The organism is Solimonas fluminis (assembly GCF_002930645.1).
Lineage (GTDB): Bacteria > Pseudomonadota > Gammaproteobacteria > Nevskiales > Nevskiaceae > Solimonas_A > Solimonas_A fluminis.
In genome coordinates this window covers 23,439-43,275 of record NZ_PSNW01000004.1, presented here as the reverse complement: position 1 = coordinate 43,275, position 19,837 = coordinate 23,439, and the positions used below count along the sequence as shown (strand labels likewise).

The 19,837-nt window shown below is 69.4% G+C and carries 21 protein-coding genes; 12 read left to right on the top strand and 9 right to left on the bottom strand.

Translation table 11 applies throughout. The features are described from left to right. Positions 1-2: 2 nt before the first annotated feature. Positions 3-734, top strand: coding sequence for a DUF2461 domain-containing protein (locus tag C3942_RS08670; RefSeq protein ID WP_104229992.1), 732 nt, complete (start codon positions 3-5; stop codon positions 732-734). A 17-nt stretch (positions 735-751) separates the two neighbouring features. Here C3942_RS08670 and C3942_RS08665 read toward each other — a convergent pair whose 3' ends face one another. After that, a complete protein-coding gene (locus C3942_RS08665) occupies positions 752-1,195 on the bottom strand; it encodes a VOC family protein (RefSeq protein WP_207766026.1) in 444 nt (147 codons plus the stop codon). A gap of 128 nt (positions 1,196-1,323) precedes the next feature. On the opposite strand from C3942_RS08665, the gene C3942_RS08660 reads away from it, so the two are divergent. Then, a complete protein-coding gene (locus C3942_RS08660) occupies positions 1,324-2,064 on the top strand; it encodes a DUF4197 domain-containing protein (protein WP_104229991.1) in 741 nt (246 codons plus the stop codon). Here the strand turns inward: C3942_RS08660 and C3942_RS08655 are convergent. Both C3942_RS08655 and rsmI read right to left on the bottom strand, forming a co-directional pair. Beyond that, positions 2,061-2,903 carry a metallophosphoesterase gene (locus C3942_RS08655; protein WP_104229990.1) on the bottom strand — a complete coding sequence of 281 codons (843 nt, stop codon included), beginning with the start codon at positions 2,901-2,903 and terminating at the stop codon, positions 2,061-2,063. The two genes, C3942_RS08660 and C3942_RS08655, sit on opposite strands and share 4 nt — an antisense overlap. Before the next feature lie 95 nt (positions 2,904-2,998). Further along, a complete protein-coding gene (gene rsmI / locus C3942_RS08650) occupies positions 2,999-3,892 on the bottom strand; it encodes a 16S rRNA (cytidine(1402)-2'-O)-methyltransferase (protein WP_104229989.1) in 894 nt (297 codons plus the stop codon). 37 nt (positions 3,893-3,929) lie between these two features. Between rsmI and C3942_RS08645 the strand changes: the two genes are divergently transcribed. The 3 genes from C3942_RS08645 to C3942_RS08635 all read left to right on the top strand — a co-directional run bounded on the left by C3942_RS08645 (position 3,930) and on the right by C3942_RS08635 (position 7,347). Continuing rightward, positions 3,930-5,528, top strand: a complete 1,599-nt coding sequence (locus tag C3942_RS08645; RefSeq protein WP_165797386.1) for a penicillin-binding protein activator — start codon at positions 3,930-3,932, stop codon at positions 5,526-5,528. Next, positions 5,525-5,866 (top strand): YraN family protein, encoded by a 342-nt coding sequence (locus tag C3942_RS08640; protein WP_104229987.1) that lies wholly within the window; start codon positions 5,525-5,527, stop codon positions 5,864-5,866. The genes C3942_RS08645 and C3942_RS08640 overlap by 4 nt, the downstream gene beginning before the upstream one ends. Positions 5,867-5,946: 80 nt before the next feature. Beyond that, entirely contained in the window at positions 5,947-7,347 is a 1,401-nt protein-coding gene (locus C3942_RS08635; protein ID WP_104229986.1) for an FAD-binding oxidoreductase, read from the top strand. Between the two features lie 92 nt (positions 7,348-7,439). Here C3942_RS08635 and C3942_RS08630 read toward each other — a convergent pair whose 3' ends face one another. From C3942_RS08630 to C3942_RS08605, 6 genes are all read right to left on the bottom strand, one after another. After that, positions 7,440-7,853 carry a ClpXP protease specificity-enhancing factor gene (locus C3942_RS08630; protein ID WP_104229985.1) on the bottom strand — a complete coding sequence of 138 codons (414 nt, stop codon included), beginning with the start codon at positions 7,851-7,853 and terminating at the stop codon, positions 7,440-7,442. Positions 7,854-7,994: 141 nt separating this feature from the next. Next, positions 7,995-8,630, bottom strand: coding sequence for a glutathione S-transferase N-terminal domain-containing protein (locus tag C3942_RS08625; RefSeq protein ID WP_133164275.1), 636 nt, complete (start codon positions 8,628-8,630; stop codon positions 7,995-7,997). A 90-nt stretch (positions 8,631-8,720) separates the two neighbouring features. Continuing rightward, positions 8,721-9,482 carry a cytochrome c1 gene (locus C3942_RS08620; RefSeq protein ID WP_104229983.1) on the bottom strand — a complete coding sequence of 254 codons (762 nt, stop codon included), beginning with the start codon at positions 9,480-9,482 and terminating at the stop codon, positions 8,721-8,723. Further along, positions 9,469-10,731, bottom strand: coding sequence for a cytochrome b (locus C3942_RS08615; RefSeq protein ID WP_104229982.1), 1,263 nt, complete (start codon positions 10,729-10,731; stop codon positions 9,469-9,471). Before C3942_RS08615 ends, C3942_RS08620 begins: the two co-directional genes overlap by 14 nt. Then, positions 10,731-11,324: a ubiquinol-cytochrome c reductase iron-sulfur subunit gene (gene petA, locus C3942_RS08610; protein ID WP_104229981.1), complete on the bottom strand. Its 594-nt coding sequence runs from the start codon at positions 11,322-11,324 to the stop codon at positions 10,731-10,733. The genes C3942_RS08615 and petA overlap by 1 nt, the downstream gene beginning before the upstream one ends. Positions 11,325-11,476: 152 nt before the next feature. Beyond that, complete coding sequence (locus C3942_RS08605) at positions 11,477-12,346, bottom strand: alpha/beta fold hydrolase (RefSeq protein WP_104229980.1); 870 nt, start codon at positions 12,344-12,346, stop codon at positions 11,477-11,479. A gap of 66 nt (positions 12,347-12,412) precedes the next feature. Between C3942_RS08605 and C3942_RS08600 the strand changes: the two genes are divergently transcribed. From C3942_RS08600 to fliP, 7 genes are all read left to right on the top strand, one after another. Then, positions 12,413-15,736 (top strand): transglutaminase family protein, encoded by a 3,324-nt coding sequence (locus tag C3942_RS08600; protein WP_104229979.1) that lies wholly within the window; start codon positions 12,413-12,415, stop codon positions 15,734-15,736. A 44-nt stretch (positions 15,737-15,780) separates the two neighbouring features. Beyond that, positions 15,781-16,482 (top strand): hypothetical protein, encoded by a 702-nt coding sequence (locus C3942_RS08595; RefSeq protein ID WP_133164274.1) that lies wholly within the window; start codon positions 15,781-15,783, stop codon positions 16,480-16,482. Positions 16,483-16,739: 257 nt separating this feature from the next. Then, the gene (locus C3942_RS08590) at positions 16,740-17,264 is read left to right on the top strand and encodes a flagellar basal body-associated FliL family protein (protein ID WP_104229977.1); all 525 of its coding nucleotides are present in this window, start codon (positions 16,740-16,742) and stop codon (positions 17,262-17,264) included. A gap of 7 nt (positions 17,265-17,271) precedes the next feature. After that, positions 17,272-18,252, top strand: a complete 981-nt coding sequence (gene fliM / locus C3942_RS08585; protein WP_104229976.1) for a flagellar motor switch protein FliM — start codon at positions 17,272-17,274, stop codon at positions 18,250-18,252. Between the two features lie 7 nt (positions 18,253-18,259). Then, positions 18,260-18,598 carry a flagellar motor switch protein FliN gene (fliN, locus tag C3942_RS08580; RefSeq protein WP_243393553.1) on the top strand — a complete coding sequence of 113 codons (339 nt, stop codon included), beginning with the start codon at positions 18,260-18,262 and terminating at the stop codon, positions 18,596-18,598. Between the two features lie 6 nt (positions 18,599-18,604). Further along, on the top strand, positions 18,605-19,063 hold the full coding sequence (fliO, locus tag C3942_RS08575) for a flagellar biosynthetic protein FliO (RefSeq protein ID WP_104229975.1): 459 nt from the start codon (positions 18,605-18,607) through the stop codon (positions 19,061-19,063). Next, complete coding sequence (fliP, locus tag C3942_RS08570) at positions 19,063-19,815, top strand: flagellar type III secretion system pore protein FliP (protein WP_104229974.1); 753 nt, start codon at positions 19,063-19,065, stop codon at positions 19,813-19,815. The genes fliO and fliP overlap by 1 nt, the downstream gene beginning before the upstream one ends. Positions 19,816-19,837: the final 22 nt, after the last annotated feature.

Below are 19,837 nucleotides of genomic sequence, written 5' to 3'. Positions count from 1 at the left end.
CCATGGCCAAGGCAGAGGCGTACTTCACCCCGGACCTCTTCAAGTTCCTCAAGGCGCTCAAGCGAAACAACAGCCGCGAGTGGTTCCAGGCCAACAAGGACCGCTACGAGGAGCAGGTGCGCGGGCCGGCGCTGCGCCTGATCGCCGCCATGGAGGCCCCGCTGCGCTCCCTGAGCGAGCAGATCGTCGCCAACCCCAAGCCGGTCGGCGGTTCCCTGTTCCGCATCCACCGCGACACGCGCTTCGCCGCGGACAAGACGCCCTACAAGACCCACGTCGGCATCACCTTCTACCACGCCGCCACCAAGGCGATGCAGCGCGGCGATGCCGGCAACGCGGCGATGGGCCGCCTCGACGCGCCGGTGCTCTACCTGCACCTGGAATCAGGGGAGTGCTTCACCGGCGGCGGCATCTGGCATCCCCAGCCCGAAAGCCTCAAGCGCATCCGCAACTACCTGCTGAACAACCCGGCCAGCTGGAAGCAGGCCACCCGCTCGGCGGCCTTCCGCAGGCACTGGGAGATGGGCGGCGACTCGCTGTCGCGCCCGCCCAAGGGCTACGACCCGGCCCACGAGCTGATCGACGACCTCAAGCGCAAGGACTTCATCGCCAGCACCCCGCTGTCCGACGAGGACATCCTCTCGCCGGGCCTGCCGCAGCTGCTGATGAAGCGCTACAAGGATGTCGCGCCACTGTGCGACTGGCTGTGTGGAGCGCTGGACCTGGAATTCTAGAAGAAAGTGCTGAGTGCTCAGGACCGAGTGCCAAGTACGAAGGCGGCGTACCGCTCAGCATTCGGTCCCGAGCACTTGGCACTTGCTTTCACGGCTCGATCGACTGTCCGATCCGCCACAACACCCCCCGACGGATCGTTCATCACGAAGTCCCGGATGCCCCAGTCGCGGTCCTCCGGCGGCTGCAGCATCACGCCATAGCGCCCCGGCAGGTCCTGCGCCGAGATGTGCCGCCACCAGGCCTCCACGTCCGGCACCAGCAGGTGCATCATCAGGTTCTCGGCAAACTCCTTCACGTAGAAGTCCTGCAGCAGGAAGGTGGCGCTGCCGGCATGCAGCTGGGCCATCACCTCCGAGGACCAGCTCAGGGTGAAGCCGGCGTCGATGTAGAACTGCTTGCACAGGGCGAAATCCTTCGCCGGCAGGAAGGCCTTGAGCTCGATGGTTTCGAGGTTGTTCACGGGCGGCCTCCGCGGCCTGGATGGTCCTGCCGCCGACTATACGGCCTCGACAGGCCGCCGGGCAGATTGCTGACATCGCGGGCGGCCGGCTTGCGCTAGGCTCCATGCATCCTTGAAGGAATCCTGGCATGCACAAGCGGATCGTCGTCGTCGCCCTGTCGCTCTCCCTGGCCGGCTGCGCCACGGCGGACTTCGAGCAGGGCCTGGGCCAGGTGCTGGGCGCCATGGGCCAGCCTGGCGCCAGCCAGGCGCCCCTGGGCGAGAACGAGATCGTCGGTGGCCTGCGCGAGGCCCTGGCGGTGGGCACCACCAAGGCCATCAACCAGCTCGGACGCAACGACGGCTACTGGGGCAATGCCGGCGTGCGCATCCCGGTCCCGCCGGAACTGGCCAAGCTGGAGAAGGGCCTGCGCAATTTCGGGCAGGGCAAGACGGTGGACGATTTCCACCTCACCCTGAACCGCGCCGCCGAGCAGGCGGTGCCGCAGGTCGCCGAGATCTTCGGCAACGCCGTGCGCCAGATGAGCATCCAGGACGCGCGCGCCATCCTCAACGGCTCGCCGGATGCCGCCACGCAGTTCTTCCGCCGCACCTCCAGTGACGCCATCTACGCCAAGGTCTACCCGCTGGTGCAGGTCACCACGCAGCGCGTCGGCGTGACCCAGCAGTACAAGCAGATGGCCTCGTCCTACGGCCCGCTGCTGAAGATGGCCGGCGTGAAGAACATCGACCTCGACGCCTACGTTACCCAGCAGGCCCTGGCGGGCCTGTTCACCACCATCGCGCAGGAAGAAGCGCGCATCCGCCAGAACCCGGCCGCGCGCACCACCGAGATCCTCAAGCGGGTGTTCGGTTCGCAGGGGCGTTAGCGCACCGCGGCCCTGAGCCGCAGGAGCGGGATCTCTGGCGGTACCAGGAAGCGCACCGGCAGGATGCTGGTGCCCAGGCCTGTGCTCACGAAGAGATGGCGGCCATCCTCCACCGCATGGCCTGCCGCGTAGCGTTCGTCGTAACGCGAGGGCACTACTGGCCGGCCGACGCCAGGGATACGCACCTGGCCGCCATGGGTATGCCCGGCGATGGCCAGCGTGACGCGTGGCGGCAGTTCCGCGAAGACGTCCGGGTTGTGCGTGAACAGCAGGACCGGGGCTGCTTCCGGCACTGCGGCAAGGGCCTGTCGCCAGTCGTGCTTCGCCTCCCAGAAGTCGCCCACGCCTGCGAGCCAGAATCGGCAGTCGCCGCGCAGCCCTGCCCGCGCGGCATCTTCCAGCACGCGAATGCCGGCAGCTTCCAGCGCACGGCTCACCCGAGGGCCATCGAGCATCCAGTCATGGTTGCCCAGTACCGCGAAAACGCCCAGCGGCGCAGAGAGCTTTCCCAGCTCCGGAGCCATCTGCTCCGGCGACACGAAGCTTCCGCCGACTACACTGTCGATGACGTAGTCGCCGGCCAGCAGCACCAGGTCGGGCCTTGTGGCGTTCACGGCCTGCACGATCCGCTGCAACTGCGCCGGCCCCTGCCAGGGTGAGCCGACATGCAGGTCGGCGAGCACGGCCACACGCATTCCATCGCAGGCCTGTGGCCAGCCCGGCAATGCCAGGGAATACTCGCGCGTCCGCAGGCTCGCAGGCTCCAGCCAGAATGCCCACAGGGCGAGCGCGAGGGCTGTCGATACTAGCCCGGTCATGATCCAGCGCCGGCGTTTCATGGGTCTGTGGCTCCTCGGGGACGTCCACCGATTCTGGAGGCCGGTCTTGCAGGACGGGTGCAGGCCGCGTGCAAACGCCGAGCAAAAAAGCGTGACTAGCCTTCTTCCTTGCCGCCGAGCGTCAGCGACATCTCGTACAGGTCCCGCTTCTTCAGCCCGGTGATCTCCGCCGCCAGCTTCGCCCCCTGCGAGGCCCCCAGTTCGCGCACCAGCACGCGCAGGATGCGCGCCACGTCCGCGCCTCCCGCCACGGCTTCGCGCCGCGCCGCGCCTTCCACCACCAGCACGAACTCGCCCTTCCCGCGGTTGGCGTCGGCGGCGATCCAGCCCGGCAGATCGGCGGCCGCCATCACCTCGCTCTGCTCGAACAGCTTGGTCAGTTCGCGCGCGATGCAGACGCGGCGGGTGCCCAGCACGGCGGCCAGGTCCGTGGCCGCTTCGGCGATGCGGTGGCTGGACTCGTAGAGCAGCAGCGTCGCCGGTTCGCTGGCCAGGTCCTCCAGCGCCGCGCGGCGCTGGCCGGACTTGGCGGGCAGGAAGCCCACGAACAGGAAGCGGTCGCTGGCGATGCCGGACACCGACAGCGCGGCGATGGCGGCGCAGGGGCCGGGCAGGGCCACCACCGGCAGGCCGGCCTCGCGGGCCGCGCGCACCAGCCGGAAGCCGGGGTCGGACACCAGCGGCGTGCCGGCGTCGGACACCAGCGCCAGGGACTCGCCGGAGGCCAGCCGTCCGACCAGCCCCGCGGCCACCTGCTCCTCGTTGTGGTCGTGCAGCGCCAGCAGCGGCTTGCGCAGGCCGAAATGGCTGAGCAGGGCGGCGCTGTTGCGGGTGTCCTCCGCGCAGATCGCATCCACGCCGCCGAGCACCGCCAGGGCACGGGGCGACAGGTCGCCGAGGTTGCCGATCGGCGTGGCGACGACGTAGAGATGGCCGGGCTGGACGGCGTTGGCGGGGGTGTTCACGGACGTCTCCACAGGGGCCTGCATGTCATACTTCGCCCATTATCGTTTGCCCCGAGGCGACATGCCCAAGTTCAATTCGCCGGCCCTGCTGTTCCTCGCGCTGGCCGCGGTGCTGCTGCCGGCCTGCGCCAGCACGCCGGCGGCGGAAGACCCCGCGCTGCCCGGCGCGCCCGGCCCCGCGCCGGCGCTGGAAGAGGCGCGCAGTGCCTGGCTGCGCGGCGACTACGCCGCGGCCTCGGCGGCCTACGAGCGTTCCGCGCTGGCGCAGCCGCCGGCCCTGGCGGCGGAGTTCTGGCTGGCGGCGGCGGAGGCGGCGGTGGCTGCCCGCGACGCCGACCGCGCGCTGGGCCTGGCCCAGCACATTCCCGCCAATGCCCTCGGCGGCGAGAAGTTCGGGCGCCTGCAGCTGCTGCGTGCCGAAAGCCTGCTGCTGAAGAACCAGCCCTTCGAGGCGGCCAAGGCGCTGCCGGCTTCCAGCGCGGGCCTGCCGTCGCTGGCGCCGCGCATCGAGGAAGCTCGGGCGCGCGCGCTGTTCGGCAGCAATGAGGGCGCCGCGGCCACCGCGACGCCGGCGGCCCCGCCGGCCGCCACCCCGGACGCGGTTCCCGGCCAGGCCGTTCCGGCCGCCGAGCCGGTGAATGCCGGCGGCACCGCACTGCTGCTGCCGCTGAGCGGGGCCTTTGCTGCCAGTGCCGAGGCCGTGCGCGACGGCTACCTGGCGGCGCACTTCCGCAACGGCGCCGCCGGCCGCGTGCGCATCTACGACGTCGGCAGCGCGGCCAGCGCCGATGCCACCCTGGGCGCCTACGCCCAGGCCCTGCGCGACGGCGCCGCCGTGGTGGTGGGGCCGCTGCGCAAGGAGAGCGTCGCCGCCATGGCGCAGCAGGGCAGCCCGGCCGTGCCGGTGCTGGCGCTGAACTACCTGGACGAATCGCAGCCGGCGCCGCCGCGTTTCCTGCAGTTCGGTCTCGCGCCCGAGGACGAGGCGCGCACCGCCGCCGAGCATGCCGCCGGCCAGGGCCTGCGCCGCGCCATCGTGCTGACGCCGGGCTCCGACTGGGGCGAGCGCACCTACACCGCCTTCCGCCAGCGTTTCCAGGCGCTGGGCGGGCAGGTGGTGGAGACCTCGCGCTACCCGGTCAACCAGAAGGACTTCTCGGCCACGGTGCGCAACCTGTTGCGCACGCAGAAGGATGCCGGCACCCGCCGCAGCGACGTGGACATGGTGTTCGTGGTCGCCCGCAACATCGACGCCCGCCTGATCGGCGCGATGCTGCGCTTCTACTACGCCGGCAACCTGCCGGTCTACACCACGGCCGCGGCCTACGGCGGGCGACCCGACAACGACACCGCCGGCATGCGCTTCTGCGACATGCCCTGGATCCTCGCGCCCGGCGACTACGCGGCGGAGCGTGCCGAGGCGGCCGACCTCGCCGGACAGCGCCGCGAGCCGCGCCTGTTCGCCTTCGGCTACGACGCACAGGCCATCGCCTCCACCCTGCACCCGGGCGCATCGCTGTCGCGCATGCCCGGCATGACCGGCCTGCTCAGCGTCGGCGGCAACGGCGCGGTCCGCCGTGGCCTGCAGTGCGCCGAAATCCGCCCCGAGGGCCTGAGCCTGCTGGAGACGTCGCCGGCGCCTGTCGGCGCGGTGCCGTGAACGGCGGCGAGGCCGAGGATCGCGCGCTGCGCCTTCTGCAGTCGCGCGGACTCAAGCTGCTGCAGCGCAACTACCGCTGCCGCGGCGGCGAACTGGACCTGGTGATGCGTGACGGAGACACCCTCGCGGTGATCGAGGTCCGCAGCCGCAGCAACCCGGGCTTCGGCAGCGCCGCCGAATCGGTGGATGCGCGCAAGCAGCAGCGCATCGTGCTGGCCACGCAGATGTACCTTGCGTCCCACCCCGAGCACGGACATCGCCCGGTGCGCTTCGACGTCGTCGCCTTCGACGGTGCCGGCCGTCCCGACTGGATCACCGCGGCCTTCGACGCCGTGTAAGCTGGTCCTGCCATGACAGGATTATTTATACAATTCAATATGTATTTTGTAATAAATAATCACAGACCGGGGAACTGCGCATGACCGCCCTGGCGCCGGGCCTGCTGCGCCGACTGGGCGAGGTCTTCGGCGGCGAGCGCCTGCTGACCGATCCGGCCGACTGCCTGCCCTACGGCTACGACAACTCCAAGCGCGTGGCCCTGCCCCAGGCGGTGGTGTTCGCGCAGACCCATGAGGAAGTGCAGGCCCTGGTCGCGGCCTGCAACGAGTTCCGCAGCGTGCTGGTCACGCGCGGCCGCGGCACCAATACCACCGGCGCCACCGTGCCGATCCATGGTGGCATCGTGCTGTCGCTGGAGCGCATGAACCGCATCCTGCGCCTCTCTCCTGGAGACCGCCTGATCGAATGCGAGGCCGGCGCGCTCAATGGCGACGTGCAGGCCGAGGCGGCCAAGCACGGCCTGTTCTGGGCGCCGGACCCCACCAGCGCCGGCTATTCCACGGTGGGCGGCAACCTGGCCTGCTGTGCGGGCGGCCCGCGCGCGGTGAAGTACGGCACCGCGCGCGACAACGTGCTGGGCCTGCGCGCGGTGACCGGCGCCGGCGTGTCGCTGAAGACCGGCTGCACCACCACCAAGGGCGTGGTGGGCTATGACCTGACGCGCCTGCTGGTCGGCAGCGAGGGCACCCTGGCGGTGATCACCGAGGCCACGCTCAAGCTCCTGCCGCAGCCGCAGGCGCGGCGCATGCTCCGCGCCTGCTATGCCGACGTTTCCGCCGCCGCCAGCGCGGTGTCGCGCATCATGGGCCAGCCCGAGACCCCTTGCGCCCTGGAGCTGATGGACGGCGAGGCCGTGCGCCTGGCCGAGGAATACCAGCGCACCGGCGTACCCGCCGGCACCGGCGCGCTGCTGCTGGTCGAGGTCGACGGCAGCCCCGAGTCGCTGGAGGCCGCGGTGGCGGCGGTCAGCGCCGCCGCGGCGGGCCCGGGCCTGGTGGAGCTGAAGGCAGCCGCCACGGCGGCCGAGGCCGAGGCGCTGTGGGCCTGCCGCAAGGTGCTGTCGCCCTCGCTGCGCAAGATCGCGCCGAAGAAGGTCAACGAGGACGTGGCGGTGCCGGTGACGCGCATCCCCGAGCTGATCGGCGGCCTGCGGGAACTGTCGCGCCGCCACGCCATCCGCATCGTCAACTTCGGCCATGCCGGCAACGGCAACATCCACGTCAACCTGCTGGCCGACCCCGAGGACCCGGCGCAGATGCGCGCCATCACCGCCTGCCTGCACGACGTGTTCCGCCTGGTGCTGTCGCTGGAGGGCACCCTGTCCGGCGAGCATGGCGTGGGCATCGAGAAGCGCGACTACGTCGGTTGGGAGATCGCGGCCGACACGCTGGAGACCATGCGTGCGCTCAAGCGCACGCTGGACCCTCTGGGCCTGCTCAATCCCGGCAAGTGCTTGCCGGACGCCTCCGCGGGGCGGTAGAGCGGAGCCTGTCCCGGCGGAGGATGGGTCGCGATGCCCGAACAGGACCTGCAGCGGCTGGCGCGGGAACTGCGGGCTCGGGGAAGCGCCGCCTACTTGACCACGCGCAGCTGCGGCCGGCCCGGCTTGGGGCGCGTCGGCTCGGGCGGCGTCGGCGGCGTGCCGCCGTCTTCCGTGGCCGGGGCCGCTTCCACCTCGCCGAACACCACGCCCTCGCCGTTCTCGCGGGCGAAGATCGCCAGCACCGCGCCGCTGGGGACCTGCACGTCGAAGGCGCGGCCGGAGAAGCGGGCGGAGAACCAGATCGGCTCCTGCTCCAGGCCCAGGTTCTGGATCGCCATCGGGCTGATGTTGAGCGTGATGCGGCCGTCCTGCACGTGCTCGCGCGGCACCACCACGCCCGGGTAGTCGGCCTGCACCAGCAGGTGCGGCGTATGGCCGTTGTCCACGGCCCACTGGTAGATGGCGCGGATCAGGTAGGGGCGGCGGGAACGCGAAGTGCTCATGGCGCCTATGGTAGCAGCCAGGGGAGACGACGGTGGCGCCATCCATGGCGAGGCCGTGATTGTACGATCGCCCCCCGCCCGGCCATCCATGGCCGGGCGCTCGGCGGGGCGAATGTCCACGGGACATTCGCCTGATCCGCCTCACCCGATCGCCTTGCGCACCGCCGGGCGGTGCAGCAGGCGCTCGGCGTAGCGCAGCAGCGGCTGCACGTCGCCGGAGATCTTCAGCCCCAGCTGCGGCAGCTGCGAGAACAGCGCCGCCCAGGCGCAGTCCGCCAGGTTGTAGTCCAGCCCCAGGAACCAGCCGCGGGCGGGGAACATGCGCTGGCTGGCCAGCAGCGCCTCGCCCAGGGCCTGCTTCGCCGCCTTGCCCTCGGCCCCCTTCTCGGACAGGGCGCGCTGCGCCAGGGGCAGCAGGTCGCGTTCCAGGCGCAGCAGGGCCATGCGCAGCTTGGCCCGGGCCGCCGGGTCGGGGGGGCTCAGCTTGGGGTGAGGGAAGCGCTCGTCGAGGTATTCATTGATGATCCCCGCCGGATGGATCACCGTCTCGCGGTCGGCCAGGGTCGGCAGGTCCAGCGTCGGGTTCAGCACCAGCAGGTCGTGGTTGGGCTTCCCCGGGTTGACCCACTCGATGCGGGCACCGTCCACGTCCTTCTCCGCCAGCACGATGCGCGTCCACAGGCAGGCGAGGCTGTCGCGGCTGCAGAACAGCGTCAGCCCGGCGCGGGGCGCGGGCTTGGCATCCATCACGTACTTGCTGCGGGCACGGAGGGTCATGGAGTCACCGGACAGCGCCGGAAACAAAAGCGCCGGTCATGTATCGGAACATGACCGGCGCTGAAAGACAACACTCTGTGGGTCAGGGCGTCAGTGGACGTCCTTCCACCACTCCTTCTTCATCAGGTAGGCCAGGATGGTGAAGAGCAGCAGGAACAGGATCACCTTGTAGCCCAGCGCGATGCGGGCGTTGCGGCCCGGCTCGGCGGCGTAGTGCATGAAGTTGACCGTATCGGTCACGAACTTCTTGTACTCCTCCGGCGAGAGCTTGCCGGGCTGCACCAGCTCGAACTTCGGGCCGGCATGGTGACCGCCGCCGTGGCCTTCCTCGCCATGGCCTTCGGCCTTCTCTTCCACCTTCACCTGCACGCCCTGCAGATCCATCAGCACGTGCGGCATCGAGGCGCCCGGCAGGGTCAGGTTGTTGACGCCCGAGTGCTTGGCGCTGTCGACGTAGAACGTCATCAGGAAGTTGTAGACCCAGTCGGCACCGCGCATGCGGGTTTCCACCGTCAGGTCCGGCGGGGTCTGGCCGAACCACTTGGCCGCCTCTTCCTTGGGCATCGACGAGACGATGTGGTCGCCCGGCTTGTCGCTGGTGAACATCAGGTTGGCCTTCAGCAGGTCCTCGGGAATGCCGAGGTCCTGGCCGAGGCGGCCGTAGCGCAGGTGCTTCATGGAATGACAGCCGGAGCAGTAATTCATGAAGTTGCGCGCGCCGCGCTGGGCCGACTGGATGTTGTTGCTGTCCGGCTCGAACTTGTAGGTCAGCGCATGGCCGCCCGCCGCGTAGGCCGGGGCAGCGGCCGCCGTCAGCGCGACCGCGATCAGGAAGGTCTTAATGCGCTGCATGGGTCACGCGCTCCGGTTCGGGCTTGGTCTTTTCGAGCTTGGTGTAGAACGGCATCAGGAAGAAGAAGGCGAAGTACACGATCGTGCCGATCTGCGAGATCAGCGTGCCCGCCGGGCTCGGCGGCTGCATGCCGTAGTAGCTCAGCAGGACGAAGGCGATCGTGAACAGGGCCAGCGCGATCTTCGAGAGCTTGCCCTTGTAGCGGATCGACTTGACCGGCGAACGATCCAGCCAGGGCACCAGGAAGAGCACGGCCACGCCGCCGAACATGACGATCACGCCCGGCAGGGCGGAGCCGGCGATCGACGGGGTCGCACGCAGCATCGCGTAGAAGGAGCCGAAGTACCAGGCCGGGGTGATGTGCTCCGGCGTGGCCAGCGGGTTCGCCGGGGTGAAGTTCGGCTTCTCCAGCAGCCAGCCGCCGCCATCCGGGGCGAAGAACACGATGCCCAGGAAGATGATCAGGAACACGCCCACGCCGACCACGTCCTTCACCGTGTAGTACGGGTGGAAGGCGATGCCGTCGAGCGGGATGCCGGTCTTGGGATCCTTGTGCTTCTTGATCTCGACGCCGTCCGGGTTGTTCGAGCCGACCTCGTGCAGGGCGATCAGGTGGGCAACCACCAGGGCGACCAGCACGAAGGGCAGGAAGATGACGTGCAGCGAGAACAGGCGGCCCAGCGTGGCGTCCGACGGGAAGTAGTCGCCCTGGATCCACACCACCAGGTCCGGACCGATCACCGGGATCGTGCCGAACAGGTTGATGATCACGTTGGCGCCCCAGTACGACATGTTGCCCCAGGGGAGCACGTAGCCGCAGAAGGCTTCCGCCATCAGCACCAGGAAGATCAGCGCGCCGAACAGCCAGACCAGCTCGCGGGGCTTGCGGTAGGAGCCGTAGAGCAGGCCGCGGTACATGTGCAGGAACACCACCACGAAGAACGCCGAGGCGCCGGTGGAGTGCAGGTAGCGCAGGATGTTGCCATAAGGCACGTCGCGCATGATGTACTCGACGGAGTCCCAGGCCACGGCGGCGTCGGGCTTGTAGTGCATCACCAGCCAGATGCCGGTGAGCAGCTGGTTGACCAGCACCAGCAGGGCCAGCGAGCCGAAGTAGTACCAGAAGTTGAAGTTCTTCGGCGCGTAGTACTCGGACAGGTGATCCTTCCACAGCTTGGTCAGCGGGAAGCGGTCATCGATCCAGCCGAGGAAGCCGGTCGTCTTGTACGGATTGGGGACGATCGCCATTACGCAGCTCCCTGGTCTTCGCCGACGAGGATGGTGTTGTTGTCAACGTAGCGGTGCGGCGGAACGACCAGGTTCAGCGGCGCGGGCACGCCCTTGTAGACGCGGCCGGCGAGGTCGAACTTGGAACCGTGGCAGGGGCAGTAGAAGCCGCCCTGCCAGTTGGCGTCGACTTCAGGCGCCGGGTGGTCCGGGCGGAAGGTCGGCGAGCAGCCCAGGTGGGTGCAGGAGCCGACCATGACGAGGATTTCCGGCTTGATCGCGCGGCTCTCGTTCTTGGCGTAGTCCGGCTGCTGCTTCTGGTCGGAGCCCGGGTCGCGGAGGTCGCCGGACACCTTGTCGAGGCTGGCGATCATTTCCGGGGTGCGCTTGACGACCCACACCGGCTTGCCGCGCCAGGCCACCGTCAGCTTCTGGCCGGCTTCGAGGTGGGTGATGTCCACGCTGACCGGGGCGCCAAGGGCCTTGGCGCGCTCGCTGGGCTTGAGCGATGCCAGAAAGGGCCAGGCTGCAGCCGCGACACCCACGCCGCCCACGACCGTCGTGGAGAGCGTCAGGAACCGGCGGCGATCCGGATCCACGCCTTGATTACTCATTGAACAGTGCCCCTTGAGAGGATGAATTTCTGATGTCAAAAGGCATGAGCGACTGGGTCGAACCGGCACGGGGCCGCACTCTGCCTATCCCTACTAGTATACCGGCCGACTTTCCGGATCGTAATAGGTTCCGTGCGATCGATGACCTTGAATCAGGTCAAAAAATCGCCAATCCGGCGGGCCGTCTCCTCCGGCGCGTCGAAATGCAGCATGTGCCCGGCCTCCTCCAGCATCTCCTCCCGCCGGTTCCGGAAGCAGGCGAGGCGCTCGGCGCGCTCGGGGGTTCCGATCCACTTGGCGAAGTAGGAGCGCCCGGCGTCCAGGAACAGGGTGGGGGCGGTGATTTGCCTCCAGACCGCCATGGACTCGGCCGCGCGGTAGTTCTGGGGGCTGTCCAGGCGGTGCTTGGGGTCGGCCAGCAGCCGGATGCGGCCACGGCCGTCCTCCTGGCCCCAGCAGCGGGCGATGAACAGGGCCCGTTCGGGAGAAAGCTGGGGGTGCTGCGCCTGGACCCGGGACGCCAGGAACTCGAAGGACTCGTAGGTCTTCTCCCGCCCCGGCCCGCGGACCTGGCCCAGCCAGCGCGCCAGGCGCCGGGGAGCGGTGTCGGCGGCCATGTCCGGCAGGAACAGGCCGTCCAGGCAGACCAGCTGCTTCACCCGCTCCGGCCGCAGCCCGGCGTACAGGCTCAGGATCTGGGCACCCATGCTGTGGCCGACCAGGGTCAGCGGCTCGTCCGGTGAATAGTGATCCGCGATGGCCTCGAAGTCGGCGACGTAGTCCGGGAACCAGTAGCCGTCCTGCGGCCACTGGCTGTGGCCGAAGCCGCGCCAGTCCGGGGCCAGCACCTGGAAGCGCCGGGCCAGGATGCGGGCCACCGGGTCGAAGGTGGCGGACACGTCCAGCCAGCCATGGCCCAGGAACAGCAGGGGCAGGCCGGGGGCGCCCCAGCGGCGGATGTGGAAGCGCAGGCCGCGGGCGCGGATGAATTCGGAGCGGGAGGGCGGTGCCGGGTTCGTCATGCCGACAGTCTATATTGGCACCGCTTTTGCCAGCGAAAAGCCGCCGACCCGGGAATAACGATACCAATGACCATCCACGCCGCCCTGCACCACGTCACGGCCTACCGGTACGACCGGCGGGTGGGGATGTCGCCGCAGATCATCCGCCTGCGCCCGGCGCCGCATTCGCGCACCCGGGTGCTGAGCTATTCCCTGAAGGTGGAACCGCAGCCGAACTTCATCAACTGGCAGCAGGACCCTTTCAGCAACTGGCAGGCGCGCGTGGTGTTCCCGGACCAGGTGACCGAGTTCAAGGTCACCGTGGATCTGGTCGCCGACATGGCCGTCTACAACCCCTTCGACTTCTTCGTGGAGCCCTCCGCGGAGAAGTTTCCCTTCGCCTACGACGAAGGGCTGAAGGAAGACCTCAAGCCCTTCCTGCGGCCGCTGCCGGCCGGGCCCCTGCTGCAGGACCTGCTGGACCGGATACCGAAGGAGGCGCCGAATACCGTCAACTTCATCGTCGACCTCAACCGCGAACTGCAGCAGCGCATCGGCTACCTGATCCGCATGGAGCCCGGCGTGCAGACGCCGGAGGAAACCCTGCAGAAGGCCTCCGGCTCCTGCCGCGATTCGAGCTGGCTGCTGGTGCAGATGCTGCGCCACCTGGGCCTGGCCGCCCGCTTCGTGTCGGGCTACCTGATCCAGCTGACGCCGGACGTGAAGTCGCTGGACGGCCCCAGCGGCACGGACCATGACTTCACCGACCTGCATGCCTGGTGCGAGGTCTACGTGCCCGGCGCCGGCTGGATCGGCCTGGACCCCACCTCCGGCCTGCTGGCCGGCGAGGGCCACATCCCGCTCTGCGCCACGCCCGAGCCGCAGACCGCGGCGCCGATCAGCGGTGCCGTCGACGAATGCGAGGTCGAGTTCGGCCACGAGATGAAGGTGACGCGCCTCTTCGAATCGGCGCGCGTCACCAAGCCCTACAGCGAGGAGCAGTGGCAGGAGGTGGATGCCCTGGGCGAGGCGGTGGACGCCAGGCTCAAGGCCGGCGACGTGCGCCTGACCATGGGCGGCGAGCCGACCTTCGTCTCCATCGACGACATGCAGGGCGCCGAATGGAACACCGCCGCGGTCGGCCCGGCCAAGGAGGCCCGGGCCTACGAGCTGGCGCTGCGCATGCGCAACCATTTCGCGCCGCAGGGCCTGCTGACCTACGGCCAGGGCAAGTGGTATCCGGGCGAGTCGCTGCCGCGCTGGGTCTACACCCTGTACTGGCGCCGCGACGGCCAGCCGATCTGGCGCCTGCCGCCGGCGCGGGCCGACAAGGTCAACCCTCCCAGCGGCGAGGAGACCCGCCAGTTCCTGGGCCTGCTGGCCGAGCGCCTGGAGGTGGACCCGCGCAACGTGCTCGACGCCTACGAGGACACGCTCCACTACCTGCTGCGCGAGCGCAAGCTGCCGGTCAACGTCGACCCGACCGACCCGAAGCTGAAGGACCCCGAGGAGCGCGCGCGCATCCTGCAGGTGTTCGACCGCGGCCTGGGCACCCCGCGCGGCTTCGTGCTGCCGGTGCAGCGCTGGCAGGCGGAAGGGCGCTGGATGTCGGAGCGCTGGCAGGTGCGCACCGGCCGGCTGATGCTGATCCCCGGCGATTCGCCGGTGGGCCTGCGCCTGCCGCTGGAGTCGCTGCCCTGGCTGCCGGCCGGCGCCTATCCGCAGGTCATCCCGGCCGATCCGTTCTCGCTGCCGGCGCTGGCCGGCACCGACCCGCGCCGCCAGCCCTTCCTGCAGCGCCATGGCGTGCCGGAAGAGCCGCGCCGCCGCGGCCAGAAGCTGACTCCCGAATCGCGCCAGCCGCCGCCGCGCCGCCACGGCAACTACGTGCAGGGCGGCAACGTGCGCACCGCGATGTCGGCGGAGTCGCGCGACGGCTACATCAACCTGTTCCTGCCGCCGGTGGGCCGCAGCGAGGACTTCCTGGACCTGATCGCCGCGATCGAGGACGTGGCTGCCGAGACCGGCCTGCCGGTGCGCGTGGAAGGCTACGGCCCGCCGCCGGACCCGCGACTGGAGATCATCAAGATCACCCCGGACCCGGGTGTGATCGAGGTCAACATCCATCCCTCGCACAGCTGGCAGCAGCTGCGCGACAACACCCTGGCGATCTACGAGGAGGCGCGGCTGTCGCGCCTGACCACGGAGAAGTTCCTGATCGATGGCCGTGCCGTGGGCACCGGCGGCGGCAACCATGTCGTGGTGGGCGGCGCCACGCCGGGCGATTCGCCCTTCCTGCGCCGGCCGGACGTGCTGGCCAGCCTGCTGCGCTACTGGCAGAACCATCCCTCGCTGTCCTACATGTTCTCGGGCCTGTTCATCGGCCCCACCTCGCAGCATCCGCGCGTGGACGAGGCCCGCGACGGCCAGCTCTACGAGCTGGAGATCGCCCTGGCCCAGCTGCCGCCCAAGGCGGCGCAGGTGCCGCCCTGGCTGGTGGACCGCGTGCTGCGCAACCTGCTGGTGGACCTCACCGGCAACACCCACCGCGCCGAGTTCTGCATCGACAAGCTCTACTCGCCGGATTCGAGCACCGGCCGCCTCGGCCTGGTGGAACTGCGCGGCTTCGAGATGCCGCCGCATGCACGCATGAGCCTGGTGCAGCAGCTGCTGGTGCGGGCGCTGATCGCGCGCTTCTGGGACGAGCCCTACACCCAGCCGCTGGTGCGCTGGGGCACGCAGCTGCAGGACCGCTGGATGCTGCCGCATCACAACTGGGCCGACCTCTGCGACGTGGTGGATGACCTGCGCCGCGCCGGCTACCCCTTCCGCCGCGAATGGTTCCTGCCGCACTTCGAGTTCCGTTTCCCGATCCACGGCACGGTCACGCACGAGGGCATCACCGTGGAGCTGCGCCAGGCGCTGGAAGCCTGGCCGGTGCTGGGCGAGGAACCGGGCGGCGGCGGTACCACGCGCTACGTCGACTCCTCCATCGAGCGCCTGCAGGTGCGCGTCAGCGGCATGACCGGCGAGCGCCACTACGTCACCTGCAACGGCCGCAAGCTGCCGCTGCAGCCCACCGGCGTACAGGGCGAGTTCGTGGCCGGCCTGCGCTACCGCGCCTGGCAGCCGGCCTCCTGCCTGCACCCGACCATCGGCGTGCACACGCCGCTGATCCTCGACCTGTACGACGCCTGGAACAAGCGCTCGGTGTCGGGCTGCACCTATCACGTGGCGCACCCGGCGGGCCGCAACTACGACACCTTCCCGGTCAACAGCTACGAGGCCGAGGCCCGGCGCCTGGCGCGCTTCGAGCCGCAGGGGCACCTGCCGGGCTGGTACGTGCCGCCGGCCGAGGTCCCGAACCCTGAATTCCCCTGGACGCTGGACATGCGCCGGCCACCCCTGTAGGGCGGGGGACGGCATACTCCGTCCAGCGCAGGATGGAGGACGGCATGCCGGACGAGGCAGGGCGGTGGAGCAGGCTGGAGCCCTGGGCCTGGGCCACCGGCCTGTGGCCGCTGCTGGCCGTGCACGGCGCCTACGCCCTCTCGCTGCATGCGGGGCTGGTGCCGGCCTGCGTGCCCTATGTCGAGGGCTGCACCTCGATCAGCCGCGCCGCGCGACAGGGTGATGCCATCCTGCTGTTCCGCGCCATGATGCTGCCCTACGTCGCCCTGCTGGCGCTGTTCTGGCTGCTCAACGCGCGCTGGTGCGCGCTGCTGGCGCCGGCCCGGATGAAGGCGCGCCGCGCCATGCTGTCCTGCGGCCTGGTGGGTGCGGTGTTCCTGGCGCTCTACGCCACCACGCTGGGCGTGGACGGCGACTTCTACCGCTGGCTGCGGCGCTACGGCATCAATCTCTACTTCTCGCTGACCGTGCTGGCGCAGATGTTCCTGATCGCCATCGCCGGCCGGGCCGAGGCGCTGGGGCCGCGGCTGCGGCGCGGCTTCCTGGTCCTGCTGGCCCTGCTGCTGGGCCTGGGCCTGGCCAGCCTGCCGCTGCAGTTCCTGTTCGACGGCCCGGCGCGCGACGCGCGCATGAATGCCCTGGAATGGCAGTACGCGCTGCTGATGGTGGCCGCCTATCCGCTCACCGGCCTGGCCTGGCGCCGCAGCGGCTTCGGCCTGCAATTCGGGCTGAAACCAAGCCCGTAGGAGGGGCCCCCCGGCCGCGGCATGCCGGTGTTCGCGCTGACCGTCCTCTCGCGGCCAGGGGCGTTCCTGCGGGGTGACGGAGAACCGTCGCGCGAGCCTGCAGAAACACCCGCCGGCTTTCCGTCGGGGCTTTCCGCAGGGCGGTGGCGGAAAGCCGTCTGCAACATCTCAAGTAATTGTTATTAAACATTTTTGACCCTGCCATGGGCCATGGCACATGGCTTGTATCCATGCCTGCGTCCACAGGAGCAGCAGGCATGTCGGCAGCAGCCAAGACAGCAGACGAAGGCGATATCCCCCCGGCAGCGGTCCCCAAGGCCAAGGCCCCGGTGCTGGCGATGATCGTCGCGGTGATGGTGTCGGCGGCGGCCAGCGGCGGCGCGGCCTTCTGGTTCTCCAGCCATGGGGCCGCCCCCGCGGCGGGCCACGGCGAGGAAGCCAAGAAGGAAGCTCCCCCCAAGGCCCCCGCGCAGTACCTGGCCCTGGATCCGGCCTTCGTCGTCAATCTCGAGGACCCGGACGCCTCCCGCTTCCTGCAGCTGGAAATCCAGGTCATGGCGCGCGATGCCGCCGTGCTGGAAGCCGTCAAGCTGCACCAGCCGCGCATCCGCAATGCCCTGCTGCTGCTGCTGGGCCAGCAGCGCACCGCGCAGATCGCCGACCGCGCCGGCAAGGAGAAGCTGCAGGCCGCCGTGCTGGCGGAGATCCAGAAGATCCTCAAGGACGAAACCGGCAAGCCCGGCGTCGAGGCCGTCTACTTCACCAGCTTCGTGACGCAGTAAGCCGGCCATGTCCAGAGACCTTCTGTCCCAAGACGAAATCGATGCGCTGCTGCATGGCGTCGACAGCGGCGCGGTGGACACCCAGCCGCCGCCGCCCGCGCCCGGCGAGGCCCGCGCCTTCAACTTCGCCGCCCAGGACCGCATCGTCCGCGGCCGCATGCCGACGCTGGAGATGATCAACGAGCGCTTCGCTCGCCTGTTCCGCATTTCCCTGTTCAACATGCTGCGCCGCACGCCCGAGCTGTCGGTGGCCGGCATCGAGATGGTCAAGTTCAGCGAGTACACCCACTCGCTGTTCGTGCCCACCAGCCTCAACCTGATCCGCGTCAAGCCGCTGCGCGGCACGGCGCTGTTCATCTTCGAGCCGCGCCTGGTGTTCACCGTGGTCGACAACTTCTTCGGCGGCGACGGCAAGCTCGCCACCAAGATCGAGGGCCGCGAGTTCACGCCCACCGAGATGCGCGTGATCCAGCTGCTGCTGCGCCAGGCCTTCACCGACCTGCAGGAAGCCTGGTTGCCGGTGATGAACCTGGACTTCGAGTACATGAATTCCGAGGTCAATCCGCATTTCGCCAACATCGTCTCGCCCAGCGAGATCGTGGTGGTCTGCAAGTTCAAGATCGAGCTGGAGGGCGGCGGCGGCCACCTGCACGTCACCTTCCCTTACTCCATGCTCGAGCCGATCCGCGAGCAGCTCGACGCCGGCATGCAGTCGGACCGCGTCGAGAAGGACGAGCGCTGGTCCGCCTCGCTGCGCGAGCAGATCAAGGACGCCGAGCTGGAATGCGAGACCGAACTGGTGCGCACCCAGATCAGCCTGCGCCAGCTGATGGGCCTCAAGGCCGGCGACGTCATCCCCATCAACATGCCCAAGGTGCTCGAGCTCTGCGTCGAGAAGCTGCCGCTGTTCCGCGGCACCCTCGGCGTCGCCAACGGCCACCACGCGCTGCAGATCACCGAAACCATCCGCCGCCCCAGCTTCCACTGATCCCGCCATGAACACGACCACCTCCCAGAACACGGCTGCCGGCAAGACCCTCGACGCCGGCGATACCCATCCGGCCAGCCCGGCGGAATTCAACCTCGACGTGATCCTCGACGTGTCGGTGACGCTGTCGATGGAAGTCGGCCGTGCCCGCGTGCCGATCCGCAACCTGCTGCAGCTCAACCAGGGCTCGGTGGTGGAACTGGAGCGCGCCGCCGGCGAGCCGCTGGACGTCTACGCCAACGGCACCCTGATCGCCCATGGCGAAGTGGTGGTGGTCAACGAGAAGTTCGGCATCCGCCTGACCGACGTGGTCAGCCCGGCCGAGCGCATCCGCAAGCTGAAGTAAGGCCGCATGTCCGAAGCCGCCGCGCCCGCCCAGACTGCCGTCACCGTGGAAGGCGTCCCCGCGCCGGCCGCGCCGCTGACGGGCAAGCCCATGGTCCATGCCGCACCCTCGTACTCCAGCACCGGCGGAAGCCTGGCCTCGATGGCCGGCAGCCTGGTGGTGGTGCTGGCGCTGATCTTCGCCTTCGCCTGGCTGATGCGCCGCGTGCAGGGCCTGCGTCCCGCCCGCGGCGATGCGCTGCGCATCGAGGGCGGCCTGCAGCTGGGGGCCAAGGAGCGCCTGGTGATCGTGCAGGCCGGCGAGGCCCGCCTGCTGCTGGGCGTGACCGCCGGCGGCATTTCCCTGCTGCACCGCCTGGGTGATGCAGCCGCGGAGCCGCAGGCTCCGGAAGCGGACACGGCCGCGCTGCCGTCCTTCCAGCAGGCCTTCGGCGAGCAGCTCCACAAGCTGCTGGGGCGCAAGTGATGAAGAAATTCCTGAACCCGGGCACCGTGCTGCTGCTGGCGGGCCTGCTGATGGTCCCCGGCCTGTCGCAGGCCGCCGGCCTGCCGGCCGTGACCGTGGCGCCGGCCCCGGGCGGCGGCCAGCAGTATTCGCTGAGCATCCAGGTGCTGTTCCTGATGACGGCGCTGACGCTGCTGCCGGCCGCGCTGCTGATGACCACGTCGTTCACCCGCATCATCATCGTGCTGGGCCTGCTGCGCCAGGCGCTGGGCACCGGCCAGACGCCATCCAACCAGATCCTGATCGGCCTGTCGCTGTTCCTGACGCTGTTCGTGATGTCGCCGGTCTACGAGCGCGTCTATGACGAGGCCGCGCAGCCCTACCTGGATGGCCAGATGGAATTCCAGCCGGCGCTGCAGAAGGCCGCCGTGCCGGTGCGCCAGTTCATGCTGGCGCAGACCCGCGAGGCCGACCTGATGACCTTCGCCAGGATCGCCGGCAAGGGCCCCTTCGCCAGCGCCGACGAGATTCCCTTCACCGTGCTGGCGGCGTCCTTCGTCACCAGCGAGCTGACCACCGCCTTCCAGATCGGGTTCCTGCTGTTCATCCCCTTCGTCATCATCGACCTGATCGTGTCCAGCGTGCTGATGAGCATGGGCATGATGATGCTGTCGCCGATGCTGATCTCGCTGCCCTTCAAGCTGATGCTGTTCGTCCTGGTGGACGGCTGGTCGCTGGTGATGGGTTCTCTGGCTGCCAGCTTCTCGATGTAGCGGGGGACACGACATGAGGCTC